General features: G+C 38.5%; 19 protein-coding genes. 16 read left to right on the top strand and 3 right to left on the bottom strand.

The window, feature by feature from the left end; genetic code table 11:
• Window positions 1-7: 7 nt before the first annotated feature.
• On the bottom strand, window positions 8-229 hold the full coding sequence (locus tag DJ533_RS11665; RefSeq protein WP_228716474.1) for a hypothetical protein: 222 nt from the start codon (window positions 227-229) through the stop codon (window positions 8-10).
• 152 nt (window positions 230-381) lie between these two features.
• Window positions 382-1,002 carry an aminotransferase gene (locus DJ533_RS11660; protein WP_065992882.1) on the bottom strand — a complete coding sequence of 207 codons (621 nt, stop codon included), beginning with the start codon at window positions 1,000-1,002 and terminating at the stop codon, window positions 382-384.
• A gap of 391 nt (window positions 1,003-1,393) precedes the next feature.
• On the opposite strand from DJ533_RS11660, the gene DJ533_RS11655 reads away from it, so the two are divergent.
• The 4 genes from DJ533_RS11655 (at window position 1,394) to DJ533_RS11640 (ending at window position 6,094) form a co-directional block, all read left to right on the top strand.
• Window positions 1,394-2,743 (top strand): spinster family MFS transporter, encoded by a 1,350-nt coding sequence (locus tag DJ533_RS11655; protein ID WP_065992884.1) that lies wholly within the window; start codon window positions 1,394-1,396, stop codon window positions 2,741-2,743.
• Window positions 2,744-2,891: 148 nt separating this feature from the next.
• A complete protein-coding gene (locus DJ533_RS11650; protein ID WP_065992885.1) occupies window positions 2,892-3,881 on the top strand; it encodes an AraC family transcriptional regulator in 990 nt (329 codons plus the stop codon).
• A 112-nt stretch (window positions 3,882-3,993) separates the two neighbouring features.
• On the top strand, window positions 3,994-5,100 hold the full coding sequence (locus DJ533_RS11645; RefSeq protein ID WP_065992886.1) for an NAD/NADP-dependent octopine/nopaline dehydrogenase family protein: 1,107 nt from the start codon (window positions 3,994-3,996) through the stop codon (window positions 5,098-5,100).
• 4 nt (window positions 5,101-5,104) lie between these two features.
• Window positions 5,105-6,094 carry a 3-hydroxybutyryl-CoA dehydrogenase gene (locus DJ533_RS11640; protein ID WP_065992887.1) on the top strand — a complete coding sequence of 330 codons (990 nt, stop codon included), beginning with the start codon at window positions 5,105-5,107 and terminating at the stop codon, window positions 6,092-6,094.
• A 153-nt stretch (window positions 6,095-6,247) separates the two neighbouring features.
• Here the strand turns inward: DJ533_RS11640 and DJ533_RS11635 are convergent, their stop codons facing one another.
• Window positions 6,248-6,715 (bottom strand): MarR family winged helix-turn-helix transcriptional regulator, encoded by a 468-nt coding sequence (locus tag DJ533_RS11635; RefSeq protein WP_065992889.1) that lies wholly within the window; start codon window positions 6,713-6,715, stop codon window positions 6,248-6,250.
• Window positions 6,716-6,866: 151 nt separating this feature from the next.
• Here DJ533_RS11635 and DJ533_RS11630 point away from each other — a divergent pair, with 151 nt between their 5' ends.
• From DJ533_RS11630 to hfq, 12 genes are all read left to right on the top strand, one after another.
• On the top strand, window positions 6,867-7,976 hold the full coding sequence (locus tag DJ533_RS11630; RefSeq protein ID WP_065992891.1) for an amidase: 1,110 nt from the start codon (window positions 6,867-6,869) through the stop codon (window positions 7,974-7,976).
• Window positions 7,977-7,994: 18 nt separating this feature from the next.
• Window positions 7,995-9,164, top strand: coding sequence for an acyl-CoA dehydrogenase family protein (locus tag DJ533_RS11625; RefSeq protein ID WP_065992893.1), 1,170 nt, complete (start codon window positions 7,995-7,997; stop codon window positions 9,162-9,164).
• 15 nt (window positions 9,165-9,179) lie between these two features.
• A complete protein-coding gene (locus DJ533_RS11620; RefSeq protein ID WP_065992895.1) occupies window positions 9,180-9,707 on the top strand; it encodes a nuclear transport factor 2 family protein in 528 nt (175 codons plus the stop codon).
• 31 nt (window positions 9,708-9,738) lie between these two features.
• The gene (locus tag DJ533_RS11615; RefSeq protein WP_065992897.1) at window positions 9,739-11,016 is read left to right on the top strand and encodes an aromatic ring-hydroxylating oxygenase subunit alpha; all 1,278 of its coding nucleotides are present in this window, start codon (window positions 9,739-9,741) and stop codon (window positions 11,014-11,016) included.
• A 10-nt stretch (window positions 11,017-11,026) separates the two neighbouring features.
• A complete protein-coding gene (locus DJ533_RS11610) occupies window positions 11,027-11,512 on the top strand; it encodes an aromatic-ring-hydroxylating dioxygenase subunit beta (protein WP_065992899.1) in 486 nt (161 codons plus the stop codon).
• A 9-nt stretch (window positions 11,513-11,521) separates the two neighbouring features.
• Complete coding sequence (locus DJ533_RS11605; RefSeq protein WP_065992901.1) at window positions 11,522-12,259, top strand: SDR family NAD(P)-dependent oxidoreductase; 738 nt, start codon at window positions 11,522-11,524, stop codon at window positions 12,257-12,259.
• Window positions 12,260-12,293: 34 nt separating this feature from the next.
• On the top strand, window positions 12,294-13,247 hold the full coding sequence (locus DJ533_RS11600; protein ID WP_065992904.1) for a PDR/VanB family oxidoreductase: 954 nt from the start codon (window positions 12,294-12,296) through the stop codon (window positions 13,245-13,247).
• Between the two features lie 55 nt (window positions 13,248-13,302).
• The gene (locus tag DJ533_RS11595; RefSeq protein WP_407647746.1) at window positions 13,303-14,265 is read left to right on the top strand and encodes a p-hydroxyphenylacetate 3-hydroxylase reductase component; all 963 of its coding nucleotides are present in this window, start codon (window positions 13,303-13,305) and stop codon (window positions 14,263-14,265) included.
• Window positions 14,266-14,460: 195 nt separating this feature from the next.
• Window positions 14,461-14,931, top strand: coding sequence for a tRNA (adenosine(37)-N6)-threonylcarbamoyltransferase complex ATPase subunit type 1 TsaE (gene tsaE, locus DJ533_RS11590; protein ID WP_065992908.1), 471 nt, complete (start codon window positions 14,461-14,463; stop codon window positions 14,929-14,931).
• Between the two features lie 8 nt (window positions 14,932-14,939).
• On the top strand, window positions 14,940-16,952 hold the full coding sequence (mutL, locus tag DJ533_RS11585) for a DNA mismatch repair endonuclease MutL (protein WP_065992910.1): 2,013 nt from the start codon (window positions 14,940-14,942) through the stop codon (window positions 16,950-16,952).
• Between the two features lie 6 nt (window positions 16,953-16,958).
• Window positions 16,959-17,903 (top strand): tRNA (adenosine(37)-N6)-dimethylallyltransferase MiaA, encoded by a 945-nt coding sequence (gene miaA / locus DJ533_RS11580; RefSeq protein ID WP_065992912.1) that lies wholly within the window; start codon window positions 16,959-16,961, stop codon window positions 17,901-17,903.
• Window positions 17,904-17,994: 91 nt separating this feature from the next.
• Window positions 17,995-18,516 carry an RNA chaperone Hfq gene (gene hfq, locus DJ533_RS11575; protein ID WP_065992914.1) on the top strand — a complete coding sequence of 174 codons (522 nt, stop codon included), beginning with the start codon at window positions 17,995-17,997 and terminating at the stop codon, window positions 18,514-18,516.
• Window positions 18,517-18,616: the final 100 nt, after the last annotated feature.

The raw sequence follows: 18,616 nt of genomic DNA, 5'->3' as shown, positions 1-18,616 counted from the left end.
AAAATAATTATTTCGCCATTTTTAAAATCGCTATTTGTGTTTTACATACTTCAATTGCTTCCTCTTTCTTCATTTTATTCACCTCTTCTTCAAAAGCTTTTTTCTGCGTTTGAATTGAGTCTTCAGGAATACCGCTAGTTTTTGCCATTTTTTCAATATGTTGCCAAGATTCTTCACATTCTTTTGGCATATTATTGCGACTACATGCACTGATAAAAATACTGATCATTATCATGCTTAGACATATTTTTTTCATTGTTTTTACTCGGTTTAATTTAAAAATTAAAAGTTATAATTGCCGATTGATGTTAGCAGCACTTTGATAGAATGTCTGCATAAAAGCCGTGATTTGAAAGCAAAAACATTGAACAAAGCAAGGTCTTATTTTCTTTGTAAAAGTACTGGGTCTTGAATGTTGTAACCGGTTTCAAAAGGAATACCTAAGTATTCTACAGTCACTAGCATTGTGTTTTGTTTGGGAATTAAGAACTGCTGTACCACTTTTAAGGATGTATCATAAGCGATAGCTTTTTGTGGTCTGCTTTGAAACTTCGTATTAGATACTGTAAAAGTATAGCGAATTTGTGCTTGTGTTTGTTTTGGGTCGTACCAAGTTGCTACCTGTTTAATGTCTTTCTGAGAATATACAATACGATTTTGCATGTTGCTTGACTGAAGGGGTTGCAACCGTTTTTTGATTTTATTGAGTGCTTGATTAAATTGAGTATCATCTTGATCATAGTCAATTTTTTTGGTTTTAGGGTTGATATATAAAGAATTAACTTGAATAATTTTGCTTGGATTTTTATTGTTTTTAAACTGATAGTAGTACAGTTGTGGGAGTCGTCCACGACCATCTTCATAATGTCTTAATACATAAACTTTTTGTTCTTTGGCTTCATAACCTAAAACTTCAATACTTTCAGGTCCACCTACAGTTGCAAATACAGGCGTTGATAGACCTGCACTGCAGCTCAATATAAATGTTCTAATGAATTTCATTTTTTATTCCAAAAGTTGTATTTCAAATATCTTGGCAGAAAAATCCATAGAAAGCATGAATACTTTGTGAACTTGCGAATATCTGTTGTTTTGGATAGTGGCTTATTTATGTTTTAAACCATGAAAATCACTGAAGGTATAAAAATATACTTAAAAAGTTATGGAAAATTACATTTAAAAGTGTAAATAATGTTGGCTCATGGACAGGGTTATTCACAATGTAGGTTAAATGTTGATGGCTTTTTAAATCGCTCATTTCACCATTCTTTTATTGAAAATAGTGACATTTTAAAATTGAAGTTTTACTCAAAATTTTAACTTTACATTGTGTGTTGCTTAAGGAAAACGCAAAACGATTAACGTAAGTTATCGTTTCACAGGATGAAAATGGATGAGTAATTTAAATATCCATAAGGAACAACAACAAAGTAAATCAAGTGCTTATGCATGGTATGTAGTTTTACTGTGCATGCTGGCATATATCTTTTCATTTATTGATCGGCAAATTTTGGCATTGATGATTGAGCCCATCAAAGCTGATTTAAATCTAACCGATACACAGTTTAGTTTATTACATGGTTTAGCATTTTCATTGTTTTACGCTTTTATGGGTTTGCCATTAGCATATTTGGCAGATCGTTTTTCTAGACCCAAAATTATAGCCGTTGGGATTATCTTTTGGAGCATTGCCACTGCACTGTGCGGTTTAAGTAAAAACTTCATCCAATTGTTTTTAAGTCGTATGGGGGTGGGTGTTGGAGAAGCAGCTTTATCTCCTGCAGCATATTCAATGTTTAGTGATATGTTTAGCAAAGATAAGCTTGGTCGAGCAGTCGCAGTTTACTCGATAGGTTCTTTTGTTGGCGGTGGTATTGCATTTTTAGTCGGTGGTTATGTCATTGGCTTATTGAAAAATATGGATTTAATTCAAATTCCTATTTTAGGTGCAATTAAGGCATGGCAAGCAGCCTTTATTATTGTGGGATTGCCGGGTATCTTTATTGGCTTATTGTTTATCTTGACTGTACGTGATCCTATCCGTAAAGGTCAGCAATTAAATGCAAATGGTCAAGCAGAAAAAGTGACCATTCGTGCAGCGTTTAAGTTTTTGAAAAAACATCGCACAACATTTACCTGTCATTATTTAGGCTTCACTTTTTATGCAATGGCATTGTATTGCTTGATCAGCTGGTCACCCGCATTTTTTATGCGTAAGTTTAATATGACACCGACTGAAGCCGGCTATATGTTGGGTACAGTGTTATTGATCGCAAATACTTTAGGCGTGTTTTGTGCAGGATGGTTGAATGACTGGTTTATTCAAAAAGGACGTAAAGATGCGCCAATGATCACAGGTGTAATTGGTATCATTGGTTTAGTTTTACCTTTGGTTGCATTTACTCAAGTATCTGAGTATTGGTTGGCAGTGACTTTACTTGCCCCTGCAATGTTTTTTGCGTCATTTCCAATGCCAATTTCTACTACAGCGATGCAAATGTTAGCGCCTAATCAGTTACGTGCACAAATCTCAGCAATATTTCTTTTGATTAGTAATTTGGTTGCTGTCGGCATAGGTACAACTTTGGTTGCCTTAGTGACCGATAAAGTTTTTGAAAATCCACTCATGGTGGGTACCTCTTTATCTATTGTCGGTGGAATTGCCTGTGTCTTAGCGTTTATTTTATTAAAGAAAGGAGGCAAAGCCTTTGCAAACAGTATGCAGCAGGAACATTCAGCCTAATCTGATAGGTCAATCATTTCATTCTAACAAAGTGATTTCGCTAGCGCTTGAATTGAAAAAATAAATAAACAGTTAAGTTGTAATACGTGATTGCCCATTGTGAATAAATGGGCTTTTGCATTAAAAATATCGTCAATGGAGTGCAGTGATGAATCAATTACTTAACTTTAATCATTTGCATTATCTGGATGAGTGTTTGCTTTTTAATTCAGATGATTATCAAACGATCAAGGATCAAATTAGTCATTATTTATGTCCGCATCAGTTCGATGTTGATGCAATTGCCAGTTTGAATACCCGATTAAATGGTTTTAGTTTTGGAAATTCAGCCCTCTATGATCTGAAATATAGTGCCCCAGTGGCGATCACCATCGATGAAGCATCACAAAACTATTTGTTTCGTATTACGTTAGAGGGGCAATGCAAAGTGGAGCATGCTCAGAATCAAGTGCTGCAATCCGTTGGCATCATGACGGTGACCCATCCAAACACTAAAAATCGTATCATCACCAATCATCGTTGTCGCAATATTATTTTAAAATTGCCCCAACAAGATGTTGAAGCACAATTATTTAAGATGTTGGGTTATACCAGCACGGATGCTGTGATTTTTGATAGTGGCATGTTGTGTACCGATGAGGGGTTGAGTTCAATCCTTGAAACACTCAATTATTTATGTCATGCCTATTACAATATTCAAAATTGGAGTTTTATTTCAGCAAGTTTTACCCAATATTTGATCGAATTGATTTTATTAAAAGTTCCGAATAATTATAGTCAGCAGCTGAATGAGCAACGGCAAAGGGTATTGCCAAGTTATATGAAGAAGGCACAGCAATATATTCAACAGCATATTAAAGACACTATTGCTTTGTCTGCGTTAAGTGAGTTTTGTGGTGTCACCACTCGTACTTTGCAAAAAGGCTTCAACCAATATTTTCAACAAACACCGATAGAGTATATCCGTCAGCTACGGGTCGAGTTGGTACATCAAGCATTACTAAATAGTCAAAAAAACCAAACAGTGACTAATATTTTACTGGAAAATGGCATTCAAAGTTTTGGACATTTTTCTAATATTTATAAAAAGCGTTATGGCTGTTTACCTTCATATACCTTAAAAATGCGTGCCGCTTAAAGGTGTAGTTTAGAGTTTTTAACTTCGTAAATTGAACACTTCATTCGCATATGGAGAAGTCATAAACTAACTAATTTTCTATGATGAATTCAGTTAATCAGGAGGATTCAATATGAAAATTACAGTACTTGGTGGCGGTCACGGATGTTATGCAGCAGCTTTAGAAATGGCAGAAAAAGGGCACGATGTAGTGTTATGGCGTCGTGATGCAGAAGCATTACATGCACTTGCTGTGGCAGAAAAACTTTTTGTTAAAGACTTTCAAGGTGAGCGTTCAGTAACAGTAGGATTTGAAAATAGCCAAATCAATTTACAAGATAATTTAGAAAAAGCGATTGCTCATGCTGAGTTGGTTATTATCCCATTACCCGCAACAACACATGTGAATCTTGCTGAACAAGCAGCAGCATACTTTAAAGAAGGGCAAGTGGTGTATCTACCACCTGGTACTTTTGGAAGTTTCATTTTTGCAAAAGCCATGAAAGACGTTGGAAATAAAGCAAAAGTTGCATTTGCTGAAACAGGGACATTGCCTTATTTGGTGCGTAAACATGCTGTAAATAATATTGTAGTGAGTGGTTATGCAACACGTTTACCGACAGGAGTATTCCCAAGCAATTTATCCGAACATGCTTTCAAAGTTTTAAAACAAGCCTATCCAAGTGTAGAACCCATTGAAGATGCTTTAAGTGGTGCATTGATGAATGCAGGTCCTATTATTCATCCCCCTTTGATCATAATGAATGCTGGACCTCTAGAGCATTTTGAAGCATGGGATATTCATAATGAAGGGACCCAACCCTCGATTCGTCGTGTAACTAATCAACTAGATAGCGAGCGTATGCGTATTCGTGAAGCATTGGGTTATACAGCACCGCACTTCCCATTGGCAGATCATTATAATATGCAAGGTGAGGGGGATGAGTGGATGTATGGTCGTGGTGCGCACGGTAAGTTAACTGACAGCGGTGACTGGCGTGAAGACATTAATTTAAAAGAACATCGTTATATGCTTGAAGACACCCGTTTAGGTTTATCTTTGATTGTTTCTGTAGGGCGTTGGGCTGGTGTACCAACGCCAGTTGCTGAAGGTTTGTTAAATATTGCTTCCGCAGTGTCGGCTCGTGATTTATATGCTGAAGGACGTACCTTAGAAAATTTAGGTTTGTCTAATCTTTCTAAACGAGAAATGCAAGCATTACTGCAACAAGGAGTATGAAACAATGTCTAAAATTCAAAACGTTGCAGTGATTGGTGCAGGACGTATGGGCAAGGCAATTGCGATTGCTTTTGCCTATGCAGGGCTGCAAGTGAAACTGGTTGATGCCAAAGTGCGTTCTACTCAAGAATTTTCCCAATATCAACAGCAGATCCAACAAGATCTCGTACAAGAGTTGACTTTACTGAGCAGCATTCAATTTATTCAAGCTGAGCAAATTGTAAGTATTCAAGCGAATATTCAAGTACTTGCCAAGTTGGATTCAGTTACATTTTTAAAACAATGCGACTTGATTATGGAAGGTGTACCTGAACAACTGCAAGTCAAGCAAGAAATTTTTGCTTGGTTAGATCAATATCTTCCATCTCAATGTATTGTCGCTTCAACGACATCTACATTTTTAGTCACGGATATTGCCAAAATGCTGTCACATCCTGAACGTGTAGTGAATGCCCATTGGTTAAATCCTGCTTATTTAATTCCACTGGTTGAGCTTAGTCGTTCAGAGGAAACCTCTGCTGCTGTAGTTGAACAGCTAAAATCATTTCTTACAGAAATCGGTAAAGTGGCTGTGGTGTGTAATGCCAAAGCAGGTTATATCGTTCCACGCATTCAAGCTTTAGCCATGAATGAAGCAGCACGTATGGTTGAAGAAGGTGTTGCATCGGCTGAGGATATTGATATAGCAATCCGTACGGGCTTTGGTCTGCGCTTTTCTGTACTGGGTTTATTGGAGTTTATCGATTGGGGCGGTGGCGATATTCTGTATTATGCTTCGCAATATCTACAAAAAGAATTGGGAGAGCGTTATCGCACGCCACAGATTATTGCGGATAATATGCAAAATAAACGAAATGGTTTACGTGAACGTCAAGGTTTCTACGATTATGAATCAATGGATATTGATGCCTATAAACTAAAAGTATTAAATACCTTTAGTCATCGTATTGAAACGGCTGAATTAAAGCCTAAATTTAATGTGTTGAAAAGTTAAATGGTTTTTTCAAGTTCAATAAAGGAATACTGCTCATTTCAAAACAAAAAACTCATCCAAAAAGATGAGTTTTTATATTTTTATAACTGTCTGATTATGAGTCAAAATATAGGTTTTAAGTATTTGATTCAATAACGTTTTAAAATAATTTTTTTAACTGATCGGCATGAGCTCAAATAGCTTTTTTAATTGTGCATTTAAGTGATGTAACTCTTGTTCCTCAAAAGCATTTAGGATACCTGCCAACGTTACATGACTGATTTGATTGATTTGTTCAACCAAAGATCTTCCTTTTTCAGTGAGTTTTACCATCGAAATCCGTTCATCATGTTCTGAAGAAAAAACTTCAACAATGTCATCTTCTACCAGACGATACACTGCTTTAGTCGCAGTGGTGAGTTTAAGGGTAGAAAGGTTTGCAATTTCAGTAATGCTGGCTTGTCCTAAGGCATTCGTACTTAAAATTATTTTACGGCGAGTATTGTCTATACCTAATTTTTTAATAGATTTTTCAATAAGTTGAGTATATTTTCCATTCACTTGGGATATCCAAAAAAATGGATAACTTTGTAAGCTTTGTGGCTCATTATTTGGAAGAAATTGTTCTAAATTGGTAAGCATGGCGAAAGCAATAACTTAATAAAAAATAAGAAGTTTGATTATACAAAAAATTAAAGCAAAAAAACTTTAATTCTAGTAATAAAAAATTGCTTGACAATTACATTACTTTTTCTATTATTATAGCTATATATAAAAATACATGGAAAAGTGAATGAATATTGTAGCAAAGGATATGCTATTAGGATCTGGAAAACTGACGGTGATGGTCAAAGATTCTATAGATATTCAAGGATTTAAAACGCTTTCTGGAAGTCGTGCATTAGAAAATAGTGCACCAGCAGCACAAAATGCGGAAGTGATTGATCGTATTCTCAATGCTGACTGTGTCATTACAGCAAAAACCAATTTACATGAACTGGCTTTCGGGATTACAGGGATTAATCATGCATTTGGTACACCGATAAATCCGAAATATTCAGATTTAATTCCAGGGGGGTCATCAAGTGGTTCGGCTGCTGCGGTGGCTGCCCATCTTGCAGATTTTGCTTTAGGTACAGATACAGGCGGTTCGATTCGTATGCCCGCTGCGTGTTGCGGTGTTTATGGTTTAAAGCCGACATTTGGTCGAGTAAGTCGCAAAGGTGTTCATCCTGCACAAAGTTCATTGGACTGTGTGGGTCCATTCGCTAACTCAGTGGATATGATTGAAACGGCGATGCAGATTATTGATCCAACATTTGTGAAGACTGCGTGTGTGACCGCGCCAAAACTAGCATGGTTGAATGTTGAGGCAGACACAGTTGTTACTGAATGTATAGAAAGTTTCTTAGAAAAAGCGAAGGTGTCAGTCACAACTGTAGAGGTGCCATCTTTTCAGGCGGCTTTTCATGCTGGCATGCAAATTATTAATTATGAAAATTGGCAAGCTTATGCTGATTTAACTCGAACAGGGTTGATTGGTGCTGATGTACAAGCGCGTTTGTTGAAAGCCGCTGAAACAACAGTGGAACAGGTGCAACAAGCCGAGCAGATCAAAACTCAATTTATTCAAGAAATCGATGTTTTGCTTGAGCAGTATGATGCTTTGATTTTGCCTACACTTCCGCAAATTCCACCCAAAGTGGCAGATGCTGAAAATACCGTTGCATTTTTAAATTTAACTGCTTTGGTTCGTCCATTCAATTTGTCAGGGCATCCTGCAATTTCAATTCCATTGGAAACAAAAAATGGTTTACCTGTGGGGTTACAAATCGTAGCGAAACAGCATGCAGATGCACAGTTATGTGCAATTACAAAATTTGTCGTGAAGGCAGCACAATAACCTACAAGGAGTGAGGGAATGAATGATTTATCAAAAGGATTTAATGCGAGCTTTACAGCAGCCCCTATTGATGTAGAACAGCTTTGTCTGGAAATTCGTCAACGTGCCATCACAGGTGAGTTCGACCAACAGGCATATGTAAGCCAAGACATTATTGACAAGCTCAAACAGCTTGGGGTGTATCGAGCACTAGTACCTAAACGTTTTGGTGGTTTGGAGGTTTCTCCTCGTGAATTTTGTGAACTGATTGAAAAGCTGTCTATGGCAGATGGTTCTGTCGGTTGGGTTGCAAGTTTTGGTATGAGCCCTGCTTATTTAGGTAGTTTGCCTGAAGAAACATTAAACCTTTTATATAAAGAGTCACCTGATATTGTCTTTGCAGGTGGTATTTTCCCGCCGCAACCTGCTGAAATTACGGATCAAGGTGTTGTGGTAAAAGGACGTTGGAAATTTTCAAGCGGATGTATGGGGGCAGATATTGTTGGGGTAGGAATTTCTCCACGCAAGGACAATGAAGCACCAGGTTTACCACGTATGGCAGTGATGCCAGCAAAAAAAGCCAAAGTAGAAATGACATGGGATACGGTCGGTCTTAAAGGTACCGGGAGTCATGATCTGGTCGTGGACAGTGTACTGGTAGCAAAAGAATGGACTTTTGTTCGTGGTGAACCCTCAAAACTGCCTGAGCCATTTTTTAAATATCCATCTTTATCTTTGGCGACACAGGTACTTACTGTGGTTGGGATTGGTGTTGCTGCAGCAGCTTTAGAAGAGTTTAAGAAACTTGCACCAAGTAAAGCCTCGATTACAGGTGGTTCAGAAATAGCCAATCGTCCTGTGACGCAATATGAATTTGCCCAAGCCGAAGCTGAATTTAAAGCAGCACGTACATGGTTCTATGAAACGATGGATGTGGTGTGGCATGAAGTGCTTGCAGGAAATAAGCCGACAGATGAGCAAGTCAGTGATATGCGTTTGTCTTGTACCCATGCTGCTCGTGTTTCTGCACAAGTTGCTCGCAAAATGCAAATGTTGGCAGGGATGACTGCGATTTATACCCACAATGTATTTAGCCGTTTTGTGAATGACACCAATGTCGTGACACAGCATGCCTTTATGGGCGATGCCACCTTGCAAAATGCAGCCGCTATCAGTTTTGGGCTCAAACCAACACCGGGTTATTTATAAGAGAAAATAGAAAAGATGAATGCACAAATGGATTTGACAGCCATCTTAGAACGCCTTGCCAAGCTTGAAGCTGAAACGGCGATCCGCAATTGTATCAACCGTTATATGGAAATCTGTGATGCTTTAAATGCACACACAGACTTGAATGAGTTGATGAATTTGTTTGCTGATGACGCAGTTTGGGAAGGGGTTGGCGAAAAATATGCAGCCTCTTTTGGGCGCTATGAAGGTCGTCTTGCGATTGGGAAAATGTTTCAAAGCTATATGCAGCAAGACTCGCACTTTATTTTGAATGCGCATTTTGTCAGTTCAGAACAAATCTATGTAAAACAGCAACAAGCCGATACCTCGTGGCTGATGTTACAAAGTTCGACTTTTCGAGATGGTCGTAGCCATTTAAATGCAGCCAAACTCACGGTGCGGTTTCAGCAACAAACAGATGGCACATGGAAAATTCAACATTTTCAGACTGAAAATATTTTTAGTCGCCCTATATCACATTGGAACAGTACTGCCGAACTGCCTGTACCGAACCAGAAATAAACCAAGGAAAAATTTAAAAAGGATCATTTTTATGAATAGTTTAATTCCAATGCAAGACATTGATCGTGATTACAATGAATTAGTACAAAGCGATCGTGCACATACTTCGCTGTATAAAGACCCAGCAATTTTTGAAGATGAAATGGAAAAAATCTTCTATAAAACATGGGTGTGGGTGGCACATGCCAGTGAAATCCCAGATGCAGGCAGTTATAAAACCATGAATATTGGTAAGCAACCAGTTGTTGCGGTACGTGACCGCAAAAAGAAAGTTCATGTGTTATTAAACCGTTGTCGTCACCGTGCTGCGACGGTTTGTGAACATAAAAAAGGTAAAACCAATAGCTTCGTTTGTCCATATCACGGTTGGAGCTATGCACTTGATGGCAGTTTACGTGGTGTGCCATCCCCTGAAAGTTATGGTGAATGCTTAGATAAATCAGAATTACCAATGATTAGTCTGCGTGTTGAAGAATATAACGGCATGATCTTCGCTTCATTTAATCATGAGATCGAACCACTAGAAGACTTCTTGGGTGCTGCGAAAAAGTGGATTGATTTATTCATGAAACAAGGTGCAGGTTATCCAGTGAAAGTCTTAGGTGAGCACCGCTTTAAATTCCCAGGCAACTGGAAAATTCAGTTGGAAAATACCACGGATGCGTATCATTTCCCATTGGTGCACAAATCTTTCTTAAGTTCAGTTGATGAAAAAACCGAAGAATTATTCAACTTTGAAAACCAACCAGGCTTTGTTGAAGACTTGGGCAACGGTCATAGTGTCATGGTCATGATTCCTGAATTGGTTGATTTGGATGAAGAACTGATGGAACGTCCAATTCAAAAACGTTTTGAAGATTTAGCACAAGCCTTACGTGACGAAGGTCATGCTGAACTTGAAGTACGCCGTATTGTTCGGGCTGTTGGTGGTTCAGGCTTTAACTTAAATATTTTCCCAAATATTGCGTGTTCTATGGCGTTCTTCCGTGTGATGCAACCAATTTCGGTAGAAAAAACTGAAATTCACCATTCTGTGATTACGATGGATGGTGGTCCACAAATTGCCAATCAATACCGCTTACGTTTACATGAACATTTCCAAGGTCCGTTTGGTTTTGGGACGCCTGATGATGCGGAAGCATGGGAACGTGTACAAAAAGGTGCGAGTGCAGGTGATGATTTATGGATCATGCTCAATCGTGGCTTACCGGGTGAAGTCAAAACCGAAGATGGCTTAAAAAGTGATGTCAGTGCAGAAACAGGGATGCGTGCTGCTTATCAGCAGTGGAAAAAGTTGATGACGGCTTAAGGAGAATGCTATGAAAATTGATTTAAACTTACTCAATGAAGTGACTGCTTTTGTATGGGCAGAAGCAGATATGTTAGACCATTCAGAACATGAAGCTTGGTTGAATTTGTGGGATGAGCAGGGTGTTTATATTATTCCGATTGACCCAACATTGACCGATTATGAAAATAATTTGAATTATGCCTATGACAATCATCACATGCGTCAATTACGTGTTGATCGTTTGAAAAATGGTGAAGCGATTTCAACATCCCCCAAAGCCAATACGGTACGTAGCGTATCACGCATTCGTGTGATTAAAGATGAAGAGGGTGAAATTATCTTGCGCTGTGCACAGAACTTACGTGAATTTCGTAAGGAAAACTTAAAGCACTATACGGCTGATGTGACCTTTCATTTGGTGCGTGATGCGGAGCAAGGCTTTAAAATTAATCGTAAAATTATTAATTTAGTCAACTCTACTGATACTTTGGCAGGGATTAGCTACATTCTCTAGGAGAACACAATGAAACAGGTTGTTTTAGTGACAGGTGCTGCCTCTGGTTTAGGAAATGTCATTGCAGAATATTTTGCAGCGCAAGGTCATCAAGTCATTCTATCTGCGAGTACATTAGAAAAGGCTGAAAATGCGAAGGCACGTAGTCCGCATCCAGACAATATGTTTCCACTTAAACTGGATATTTCAGTTGAAGCTGACTTTCATACCGCAGTGCAGTGGATTGATGAAAAATTCTCAAAACTTGATGTGTTGGTTAACAATGCCACGGTCACTAAAGCTACGCCTGTTTTAGAGATTACTGCCGCAGATTTTGACTGGATTACACAAGTGAATCAACGCGGTACATTCCAAGCGTGTCAAATCATCGGCAAATACATGGCAGACAGAGGCTATGGGCGCATCATTAATATGGCATCACTTGCGGGGCAAAATGGTGGTACAGCAACAGGCGCACATTATGCGGCAACAAAAGGTGCAATTGTGACTTTGACCAAAATTTTTGCCAAAGAATTTGCTGCCAAAGGTGTCACTGTGAATGCCGTTGCGCCAGGTCCGATGGAATCCCCGATTGTACATAGTGTCGTTTCTGATGAAAAAATGGCACAGTTTATTCAAAACATCCCTGTGAAAGCTTTGGGCAGTATGGAATTTATTGCAGAAACCTGTGGATTATTGGCAAGTCCAAATGCAGCATTTGTCACAGGTGCAACATGGGACATTAATGGCGGATTATTTATGCGTTAAGCGATCAACTTAACGTATAAGAGGGAGAAGAATCATGACAACACTTTATCATGTTGTGGTTAAAAATCGCCATGTCGAAGGTGAAAATATTGCAGTCATGGAGTTTGAATCTGCAACATCGACAATATTACCTAAAATTGAAGCAGGCGCGCATATTGATGTACATTTGCCCAATGGCATGGTACGCCAGTATTCATTGTGCCAGAACCCAAAACATCAAGGTGTTTTCCGTTTGGGTATTTTACGTGATCCTGAGTCCCGTGGCGGTTCATTTTCGGCATTTGATGATTTAAAAGAGGGTATGACAATTCAGGTCAGTGAACCTAAAAATCTATTTCCATTGGTTAAAGCTAAACATTCAGTGTTGATTGGTGGTGGCATAGGTATTACGCCATTGATCACGATGGCGTATCAGTTGGCACAAGATGGGGCATCCTTTGAGTTGCATTATTGTGGTGCGAGTCCTGAGCGTTGTGCTTTTGTAGATGAAATTAAAAATGGTGAACTTGCAGCATTTACAACGTTTCATTTTAAATCAGAAGGTGCAAGTCATCGTGAGTTCTTTGAAGCTGCAATACAAGATATTGATGCAGAGAGTCACATCTATACCTGTGGTCCAAATGGGTTTATGGATTGGGTGATTAATTTAGCGACAACGCAACATTTCCCAGACAGTCAAATTCATAAAGAATATTTCCAAGTAGATGTGGAAACAGGTGGTAATGCTTTTGAAGTGGTGGCACAACAAAGCGGTAAAATTATCATGGTGGATGCCGAAGAAACCATTTTACAAGCATTGGCACGTGAAGGCATTGAAATTGAAATGTCATGTGAACAGGGTGTCTGTGGAACATGTATGTGTGATGTGATTGAAGGCGAGCCTGATCATCGTGATGTCTATTTTACTGATGAAGAAAAAGCCAGTAATGAACAAATTTTAGTGTGCTGTTCACGATCTAAATCAGCGCGATTGGTACTCGATATTTAAGACATTTATTTTTTAATATTAAGTATATAGCAGTAATACAAAGATTCAGGAGAGAATAATGAATACATTAAACGCTATGGATGGCGTAAAAATAGATCCAATGAAGTTTCGTCGTGCTTTAGGTAATTTTGCCACAGGTGTGACCATTATGACTGCACAAAATGCTGAAGGTGAAAAAGTTGGGGTCACTGCAAATAGCTTTAATTCCGTATCACTTGATCCTGCATTGATTTTGTGGAGTATTGACAAAAACTCTTCAAGCTTTCACGTTTTTGAGCAAGCAACACATTTTGCCGTAAATATTTTATCGGGTTCACAAATTGAACTATCTAATAAATTTTCACGCCGTAATATCGATAAGTATGAAGGTACTCGTTATCATGAAGGTGCAGGGAGTGCGCCGATTTTAGAAAACTGTTCTGCGGTATTTGAATGTGAACGTCATCAAATCTTAGAAGGTGGTGATCATTGGATTATCGTTGGCAAAGTAGTGAATTTCCATGATGAAGGTCGTAGCCCATTGGTTTATCATCAAGGTGCGTATTCGGGGGTAATTCCGCATCCATTGCTACAGCTCAAAGATACCGTTGAAGCGGAAGTCGATGTGGGTGAAATGCATCAAGGACATTTGCACAGTAATGTGTGCTATCTGATGAGTCGGGCATTTAAGTTTTACCAAACTGATTATATTCCAAAGCAATTGGTAACAGGTTTTCGTACCAGTGAAGCACGTTTACTTTTAGTGTTAGGTAGCGGGACAGCCTCAAATAAAGCGGATTTACCACGCGATATTGCTATGCCTATGCGTGAAGTTGAGCAAGCAGCTGAAATTTTGAAAAAAGATGGATTGCTGGTTGAAGCAGAAGGGTTCTTTAAACTCACTGAAAAAGGTAAAAAAACCTCGCATTATCTGTTTGATATTGCAGACAGTCATCAAAATGAGGTATTTGCAAAATATCCTGAAAAAGAAAAGGAAATTTTTATTAAAATCTTAAAAGATATTGCAGGTATTGTCTAAGTATCAAACCGATATATCAAAATGGTATATCGGTAATTTATTTTGTAAAACAAAGAAGCTGGTTTGTTTGGGATTGTATGATAGTCAGCGATGAGATATTTGAGAAATATAAAAATAAGTGCTTACATCAGTTTTTACATTGAAAGCGATGTAATGTTATCATGAAGCACTGCTTTTACCGTGTTGTCTCGATTTATGCAATATTCATTTAAACTCAGCCTCAGCAATGAACAAGATACTCAAAAGTTAGCCCGTATTTTGGCGCAAAACTTTGCTCAAGGTGTAATTTATTTGATTGGTGATTTGGGTGCAGGTAAAACCACATTAACGCGTTATTGGTTACAACAGTTGGGACATCAAGGGGCTGTAAAAAGTCCAACCTATACCTTAGTTGAACCTTATAAAATTCAAGGAAAAGAAGTTTTTCATTTTGATTTATATCGTCTAAATGATCCTTACGAACTTGAGTTAATGGGAATTCGTGATTATTTAGATATTGAAAATGCTTTATTTTTATTTGAATGGCCCTCTAAAGGTGGAGATGAAATCCCACAAGCGGATATGATTTTAAATATTTTAAAAACTGATACTGAAGAGATGCGAGAGGTCATCATTGAGTTAAATGATGTAGCACTTTATACCCAATTACAGGAAAATTACGCATAGGTTTTGGCATGTCGACAGTAGAATTAAGCCAAAAAAGAATTCATACTTTACAACCAGCACTTGCCAATCAGATCGCAGCAGGAGAGGTGATTGAGCGCCCATCTTCTGTGGTCAAAGAATTATTAGAAAACTCAATTGATGCGGGTGCAACTGAGCTCATTGTCAGAATAGCCAATGGTGGCAGTACTTTGATAGAAATTATTGATAATGGACAAGGCATTCATCCTGAAGATTTAGCGCTTTCTGTAACCAGACATGCAACCAGTAAAATTCAAACCGCAGATGATTTACATGCTATTGTGAGTTTGGGCTTTCGAGGTGAAGCGTTGGCTTCGATTGCTGCTGTTTCACGTCTGACGCTAAGCAGTAGTCAAGATGAGTCCGGTGTAGGTTATCAAGTTGAAGTGAATGGTACGGCATTTGATCACCAAGAAATTCAAGCGGTAGCTGCTCAAAAAGGAACGCATATTCGAGTACAGGATTTATTTTTTAATGTGCCTGCACGGCGTAAGTTTTTAAAGAAACCCAATACTGAGTTTGGTCATATTGAAGAAATTGTTCGACGTTTGGCTTTAACCCATTTTGATATCCGTTTTGTGTTAGAACATAACGAGAATATTCGCTTGAATCTTCCGATTGCGGACAGCGGTGAATTACGTTTTCAGCGTGTGCAACAGCTCTTAGGTCGTCAATTCACTGAAAATGCGTATTGGATCGATGCAGATAGTATTAGCATGCATTTGTCAGGTTGGTTGGGGCATCCATCCGATGCCCGTGCACAAGCAGATTTACAGTATGTTTATGTGAATGGGCGGATTGTCAAAGATAAAACCATTTCACATGCACTGCGTATGGCATATGACGGTATTTTGCATGGACATCAGCACGCAGCATATTTGTTATTTTTAGAAGTTGATCCTGAAAATATTGATGTTAATGTACATCCAACTAAACATGAAATTCGTTTTCTAAATCAACGAGAAGTCCATGAGTTTGTGCGCCATTTTGCCAAAGAAACCTTAGCACAATTTCAAACAGCAACGTCTGATCTATCCAGTGCCATGAAAGTTGAGCAAACCCAACAGGAGAGTCAAACAGTTCAGCCTCGTTATCAAGAACAATTTCAATTGCATCGAGATATTACAGCTACACCACAAATGTCACAGGAAAATAGTCGAAGTCAACATGGTAATGATTCTTCACCTGAACCTGAGGCATTGACTGATTTTAGTTCCAATCAACCACAAACTGTGCACTATCAGACACAACAACAATATCGTGGTACGCAGCAACTCAATAATGCTTTAAAAAGTTATCTTGCGCCTTTACGTGAAGTTTCTCATCAAGATGAAGCGCAGGGAGCTTTGTCTGACCAAGCTTCATTTGAGCAATCCGTTGCAGCATTAAATACAGCTAAAGTAGCGCAGATAGATGAATATCCTTTAGGCGTTGCAATCGCACAGTTACACGGTATTTATATTTTGGCGCAAAATACTGAAGGCTTGATCATTGTCGATATGCATGCCGCACATGAGCGTATTTTGTTGCAACAAATGAAAATGGCGTGGGACAAACCTGAGTTTTGGACATCACAACAATTGTTGATTCCAAAAGTGATCTCAATTACCCGTATGCAAGCAACTCGAATTGAAGAATTAAAGCCACAATTAGAACGCTTAGGTTTAGACATTGACCAATATGGCGATGAACAAGTGATTGTTCGTGGTGTGCCTGCGATTTTGCATAAAGCTGATTTTGCCGCACTTGTCCCTGAATTATTGAATGATTTAGATCCAAATGACGAAGCGCAAGCACTACAACAAAAGCGTGATCATATTTTGGCAGGTATGGCATGTCATGGTGCGGTACGTGCCCATCGAATGTTAAGTTTATCTGAAATGAATGCTTTACTTCGTCAGATGGAACAAACCGAATTTGCCAGTCAATGTAATCATGGTCGTCCGACTTGGCGTGCGTTTCCATTGACACAATTAGATAAATTATTTGCTCGAGGAGAGTAGTTGTTCATGTCAAATCAATTGCCTGTTATCAATTTAATGGGACCTACTGCAAGTGGTAAAACTGCTTTGGCATGTGAACTCTATGAGCGTGGTGATGTAGAGCTAATCTCGGTAGATTCTGCTTTGGTGTATCAAGACATGGATATTGGAACAGCAAAACCCAACAAAGCTGAACAACAGCAGTATCCTCATCATTTAATTGATCTTATTACCCCTTTACAGGTGTATTCTGCTGCAGAATTTGTTGAAGATGCATGTAACTTAGTTGAGCAAATACATGCACGTGGCAAAATGCCTGTATTGGTGGGTGGAACGATGCTTTATTTCAAAGCATTGCTGGAAGGCTTATCTTCAAACTTACCGAGTGCTGATTATGCTGTGCGTGCAGAAATCGAGGCAAAAGGTGAGTCTGAAGGTTGGCAAGCTGTGTATGAGGAATTAAAAACAGTTGATCCGCTCGCAGGTGAAAAATTTAAAGTCAGTGATAAACAGCGTATTATTCGTGCTTTGGAAGTTTATAAATTAACAGGGCAACCGATTACAAAACTACAAGCAGAACAACCTAAAAATGTTGCATACCGTTACAGTTTTTATAATTATGCTTTATTACCTGATCGGGTAGAATTACATCAAAGAATCGAACATCGTTTAAAAAATATGTGGAAAATCGGATTTTTGAATGAGGTTGAGAATTTGATTGAAAAATATGATCTAAATGATAATTTACCTTCAGCTCGCTCTGTTGGCTATCGTCAAGCCTTAGATTATCTAAAAAACAGTGACAGAAGTCTTAAAAGTAAGCAAGAAATGGAGGATAAAGCGTTATACGCGACACGACAATTAGCAAAACGTCAATACACTTGGTTGAGATCTTTGCAAGAATCCCACCAATTTAAAACCTATTTGACTATAAAGCAAGCGCAAGAAGACTTGCGAAACTTATATGGATAAAGCAAAATTTACCTACTATCTTTTTTATAAATTTTAATTGAAAAATAAAGATAGTTTTTGCGCTGATTTTTAAAATTTTTTGGAGTATAAAATGTCTAAAGGTCAAACTTTACAAGATCCGTTCTTAAATTCTCTCCGTAAAGAACGCATTCCAGTTTCTATCTTTCTTGTAAACGGTATTAAGCTACAAGGTCATATTGAATCGTTTGACCAATATGTAGTGTTATTAAAAAACACAGTAAGCCAAATGGTTTATAAGCATGCAATTTCTACTGTAGTTCCTGCACGTAATCCACGTCCAGCAGGTGCTCCAGCAGGTGCGGCTGGTCAAACTACGGGTGGCTTTGGCGGTCAAGGTGGCTTTGGTGGTAACCAAGGTGGTTTTGGTGGTAATCAAGGCGGCTTTGGTGGTAATCAAGGCGGCTTTGGTGGTCAAGGCGGCTTTGGTGGTCAAGGTGGCTTTGGTGGTAATCAAGGCGGCTTTGGTGGCCAAGGTGGCTTCGGTGGTCAAGGTGGCTTCGGTGGTCAAGGTGGCTTCGGTGGTCAATCAAGCTCTGGTTTCGAAGCTGAAACTAAGTTTGAAGATACACAAGATGATGAAAATAATCGTTAATACTGATTTTAACGATTTAAAAAGAGCGCACATTTTGCGCTCTTTTTTTATAAATCATTGATGATTCAAAAAGTAAAAGCAATAAAAAAGCCAATTATGT

The organism is Acinetobacter defluvii (assembly GCF_001704615.3).
Classification (GTDB): domain Bacteria; phylum Pseudomonadota; class Gammaproteobacteria; order Pseudomonadales; family Moraxellaceae; genus Acinetobacter; species Acinetobacter defluvii.
Note: the sequence above shows the minus strand (reverse complement) of the source record. Positions and strands in the feature narration are given on the sequence as shown.

Coding starts and splice junctions, on each gene's coding strand:
- DJ533_RS11665 (WP_228716474.1), bottom strand. CDS start 229: ATGATCAGTATTTTTATCAGTGCATGTAGTCGCAATAATATGCCAAAA.
- DJ533_RS11660 (WP_065992882.1), bottom strand. CDS start 1,002: ATGAAATTCATTAGAACATTTATATTGAGCTGCAGTGCAGGTCTATCA.
- DJ533_RS11655 (WP_065992884.1), top strand. CDS start 1,394: ATGAGTAATTTAAATATCCATAAGGAACAACAACAAAGTAAATCAAGT.
- DJ533_RS11650 (WP_065992885.1), top strand. CDS start 2,892: ATGAATCAATTACTTAACTTTAATCATTTGCATTATCTGGATGAGTGT.
- DJ533_RS11645 (WP_065992886.1), top strand. CDS start 3,994: ATGAAAATTACAGTACTTGGTGGCGGTCACGGATGTTATGCAGCAGCT.
- DJ533_RS11640 (WP_065992887.1), top strand. CDS start 5,105: ATGTCTAAAATTCAAAACGTTGCAGTGATTGGTGCAGGACGTATGGGC.
- DJ533_RS11635 (WP_065992889.1), bottom strand. CDS start 6,715: ATGCTTACCAATTTAGAACAATTTCTTCCAAATAATGAGCCACAAAGC.
- DJ533_RS11630 (WP_065992891.1), top strand. CDS start 6,867: ATGAATATTGTAGCAAAGGATATGCTATTAGGATCTGGAAAACTGACG.
- DJ533_RS11625 (WP_065992893.1), top strand. CDS start 7,995: ATGAATGATTTATCAAAAGGATTTAATGCGAGCTTTACAGCAGCCCCT.
- DJ533_RS11620 (WP_065992895.1), top strand. CDS start 9,180: ATGAATGCACAAATGGATTTGACAGCCATCTTAGAACGCCTTGCCAAG.
- DJ533_RS11615 (WP_065992897.1), top strand. CDS start 9,739: ATGAATAGTTTAATTCCAATGCAAGACATTGATCGTGATTACAATGAA.
- DJ533_RS11610 (WP_065992899.1), top strand. CDS start 11,027: ATGAAAATTGATTTAAACTTACTCAATGAAGTGACTGCTTTTGTATGG.
- DJ533_RS11605 (WP_065992901.1), top strand. CDS start 11,522: ATGAAACAGGTTGTTTTAGTGACAGGTGCTGCCTCTGGTTTAGGAAAT.
- DJ533_RS11600 (WP_065992904.1), top strand. CDS start 12,294: ATGACAACACTTTATCATGTTGTGGTTAAAAATCGCCATGTCGAAGGT.
- tsaE (WP_065992908.1), top strand. CDS start 14,461: ATGCAATATTCATTTAAACTCAGCCTCAGCAATGAACAAGATACTCAA.
- mutL (WP_065992910.1), top strand. CDS start 14,940: ATGTCGACAGTAGAATTAAGCCAAAAAAGAATTCATACTTTACAACCA.
- miaA (WP_065992912.1), top strand. CDS start 16,959: ATGTCAAATCAATTGCCTGTTATCAATTTAATGGGACCTACTGCAAGT.
- hfq (WP_065992914.1), top strand. CDS start 17,995: ATGTCTAAAGGTCAAACTTTACAAGATCCGTTCTTAAATTCTCTCCGT.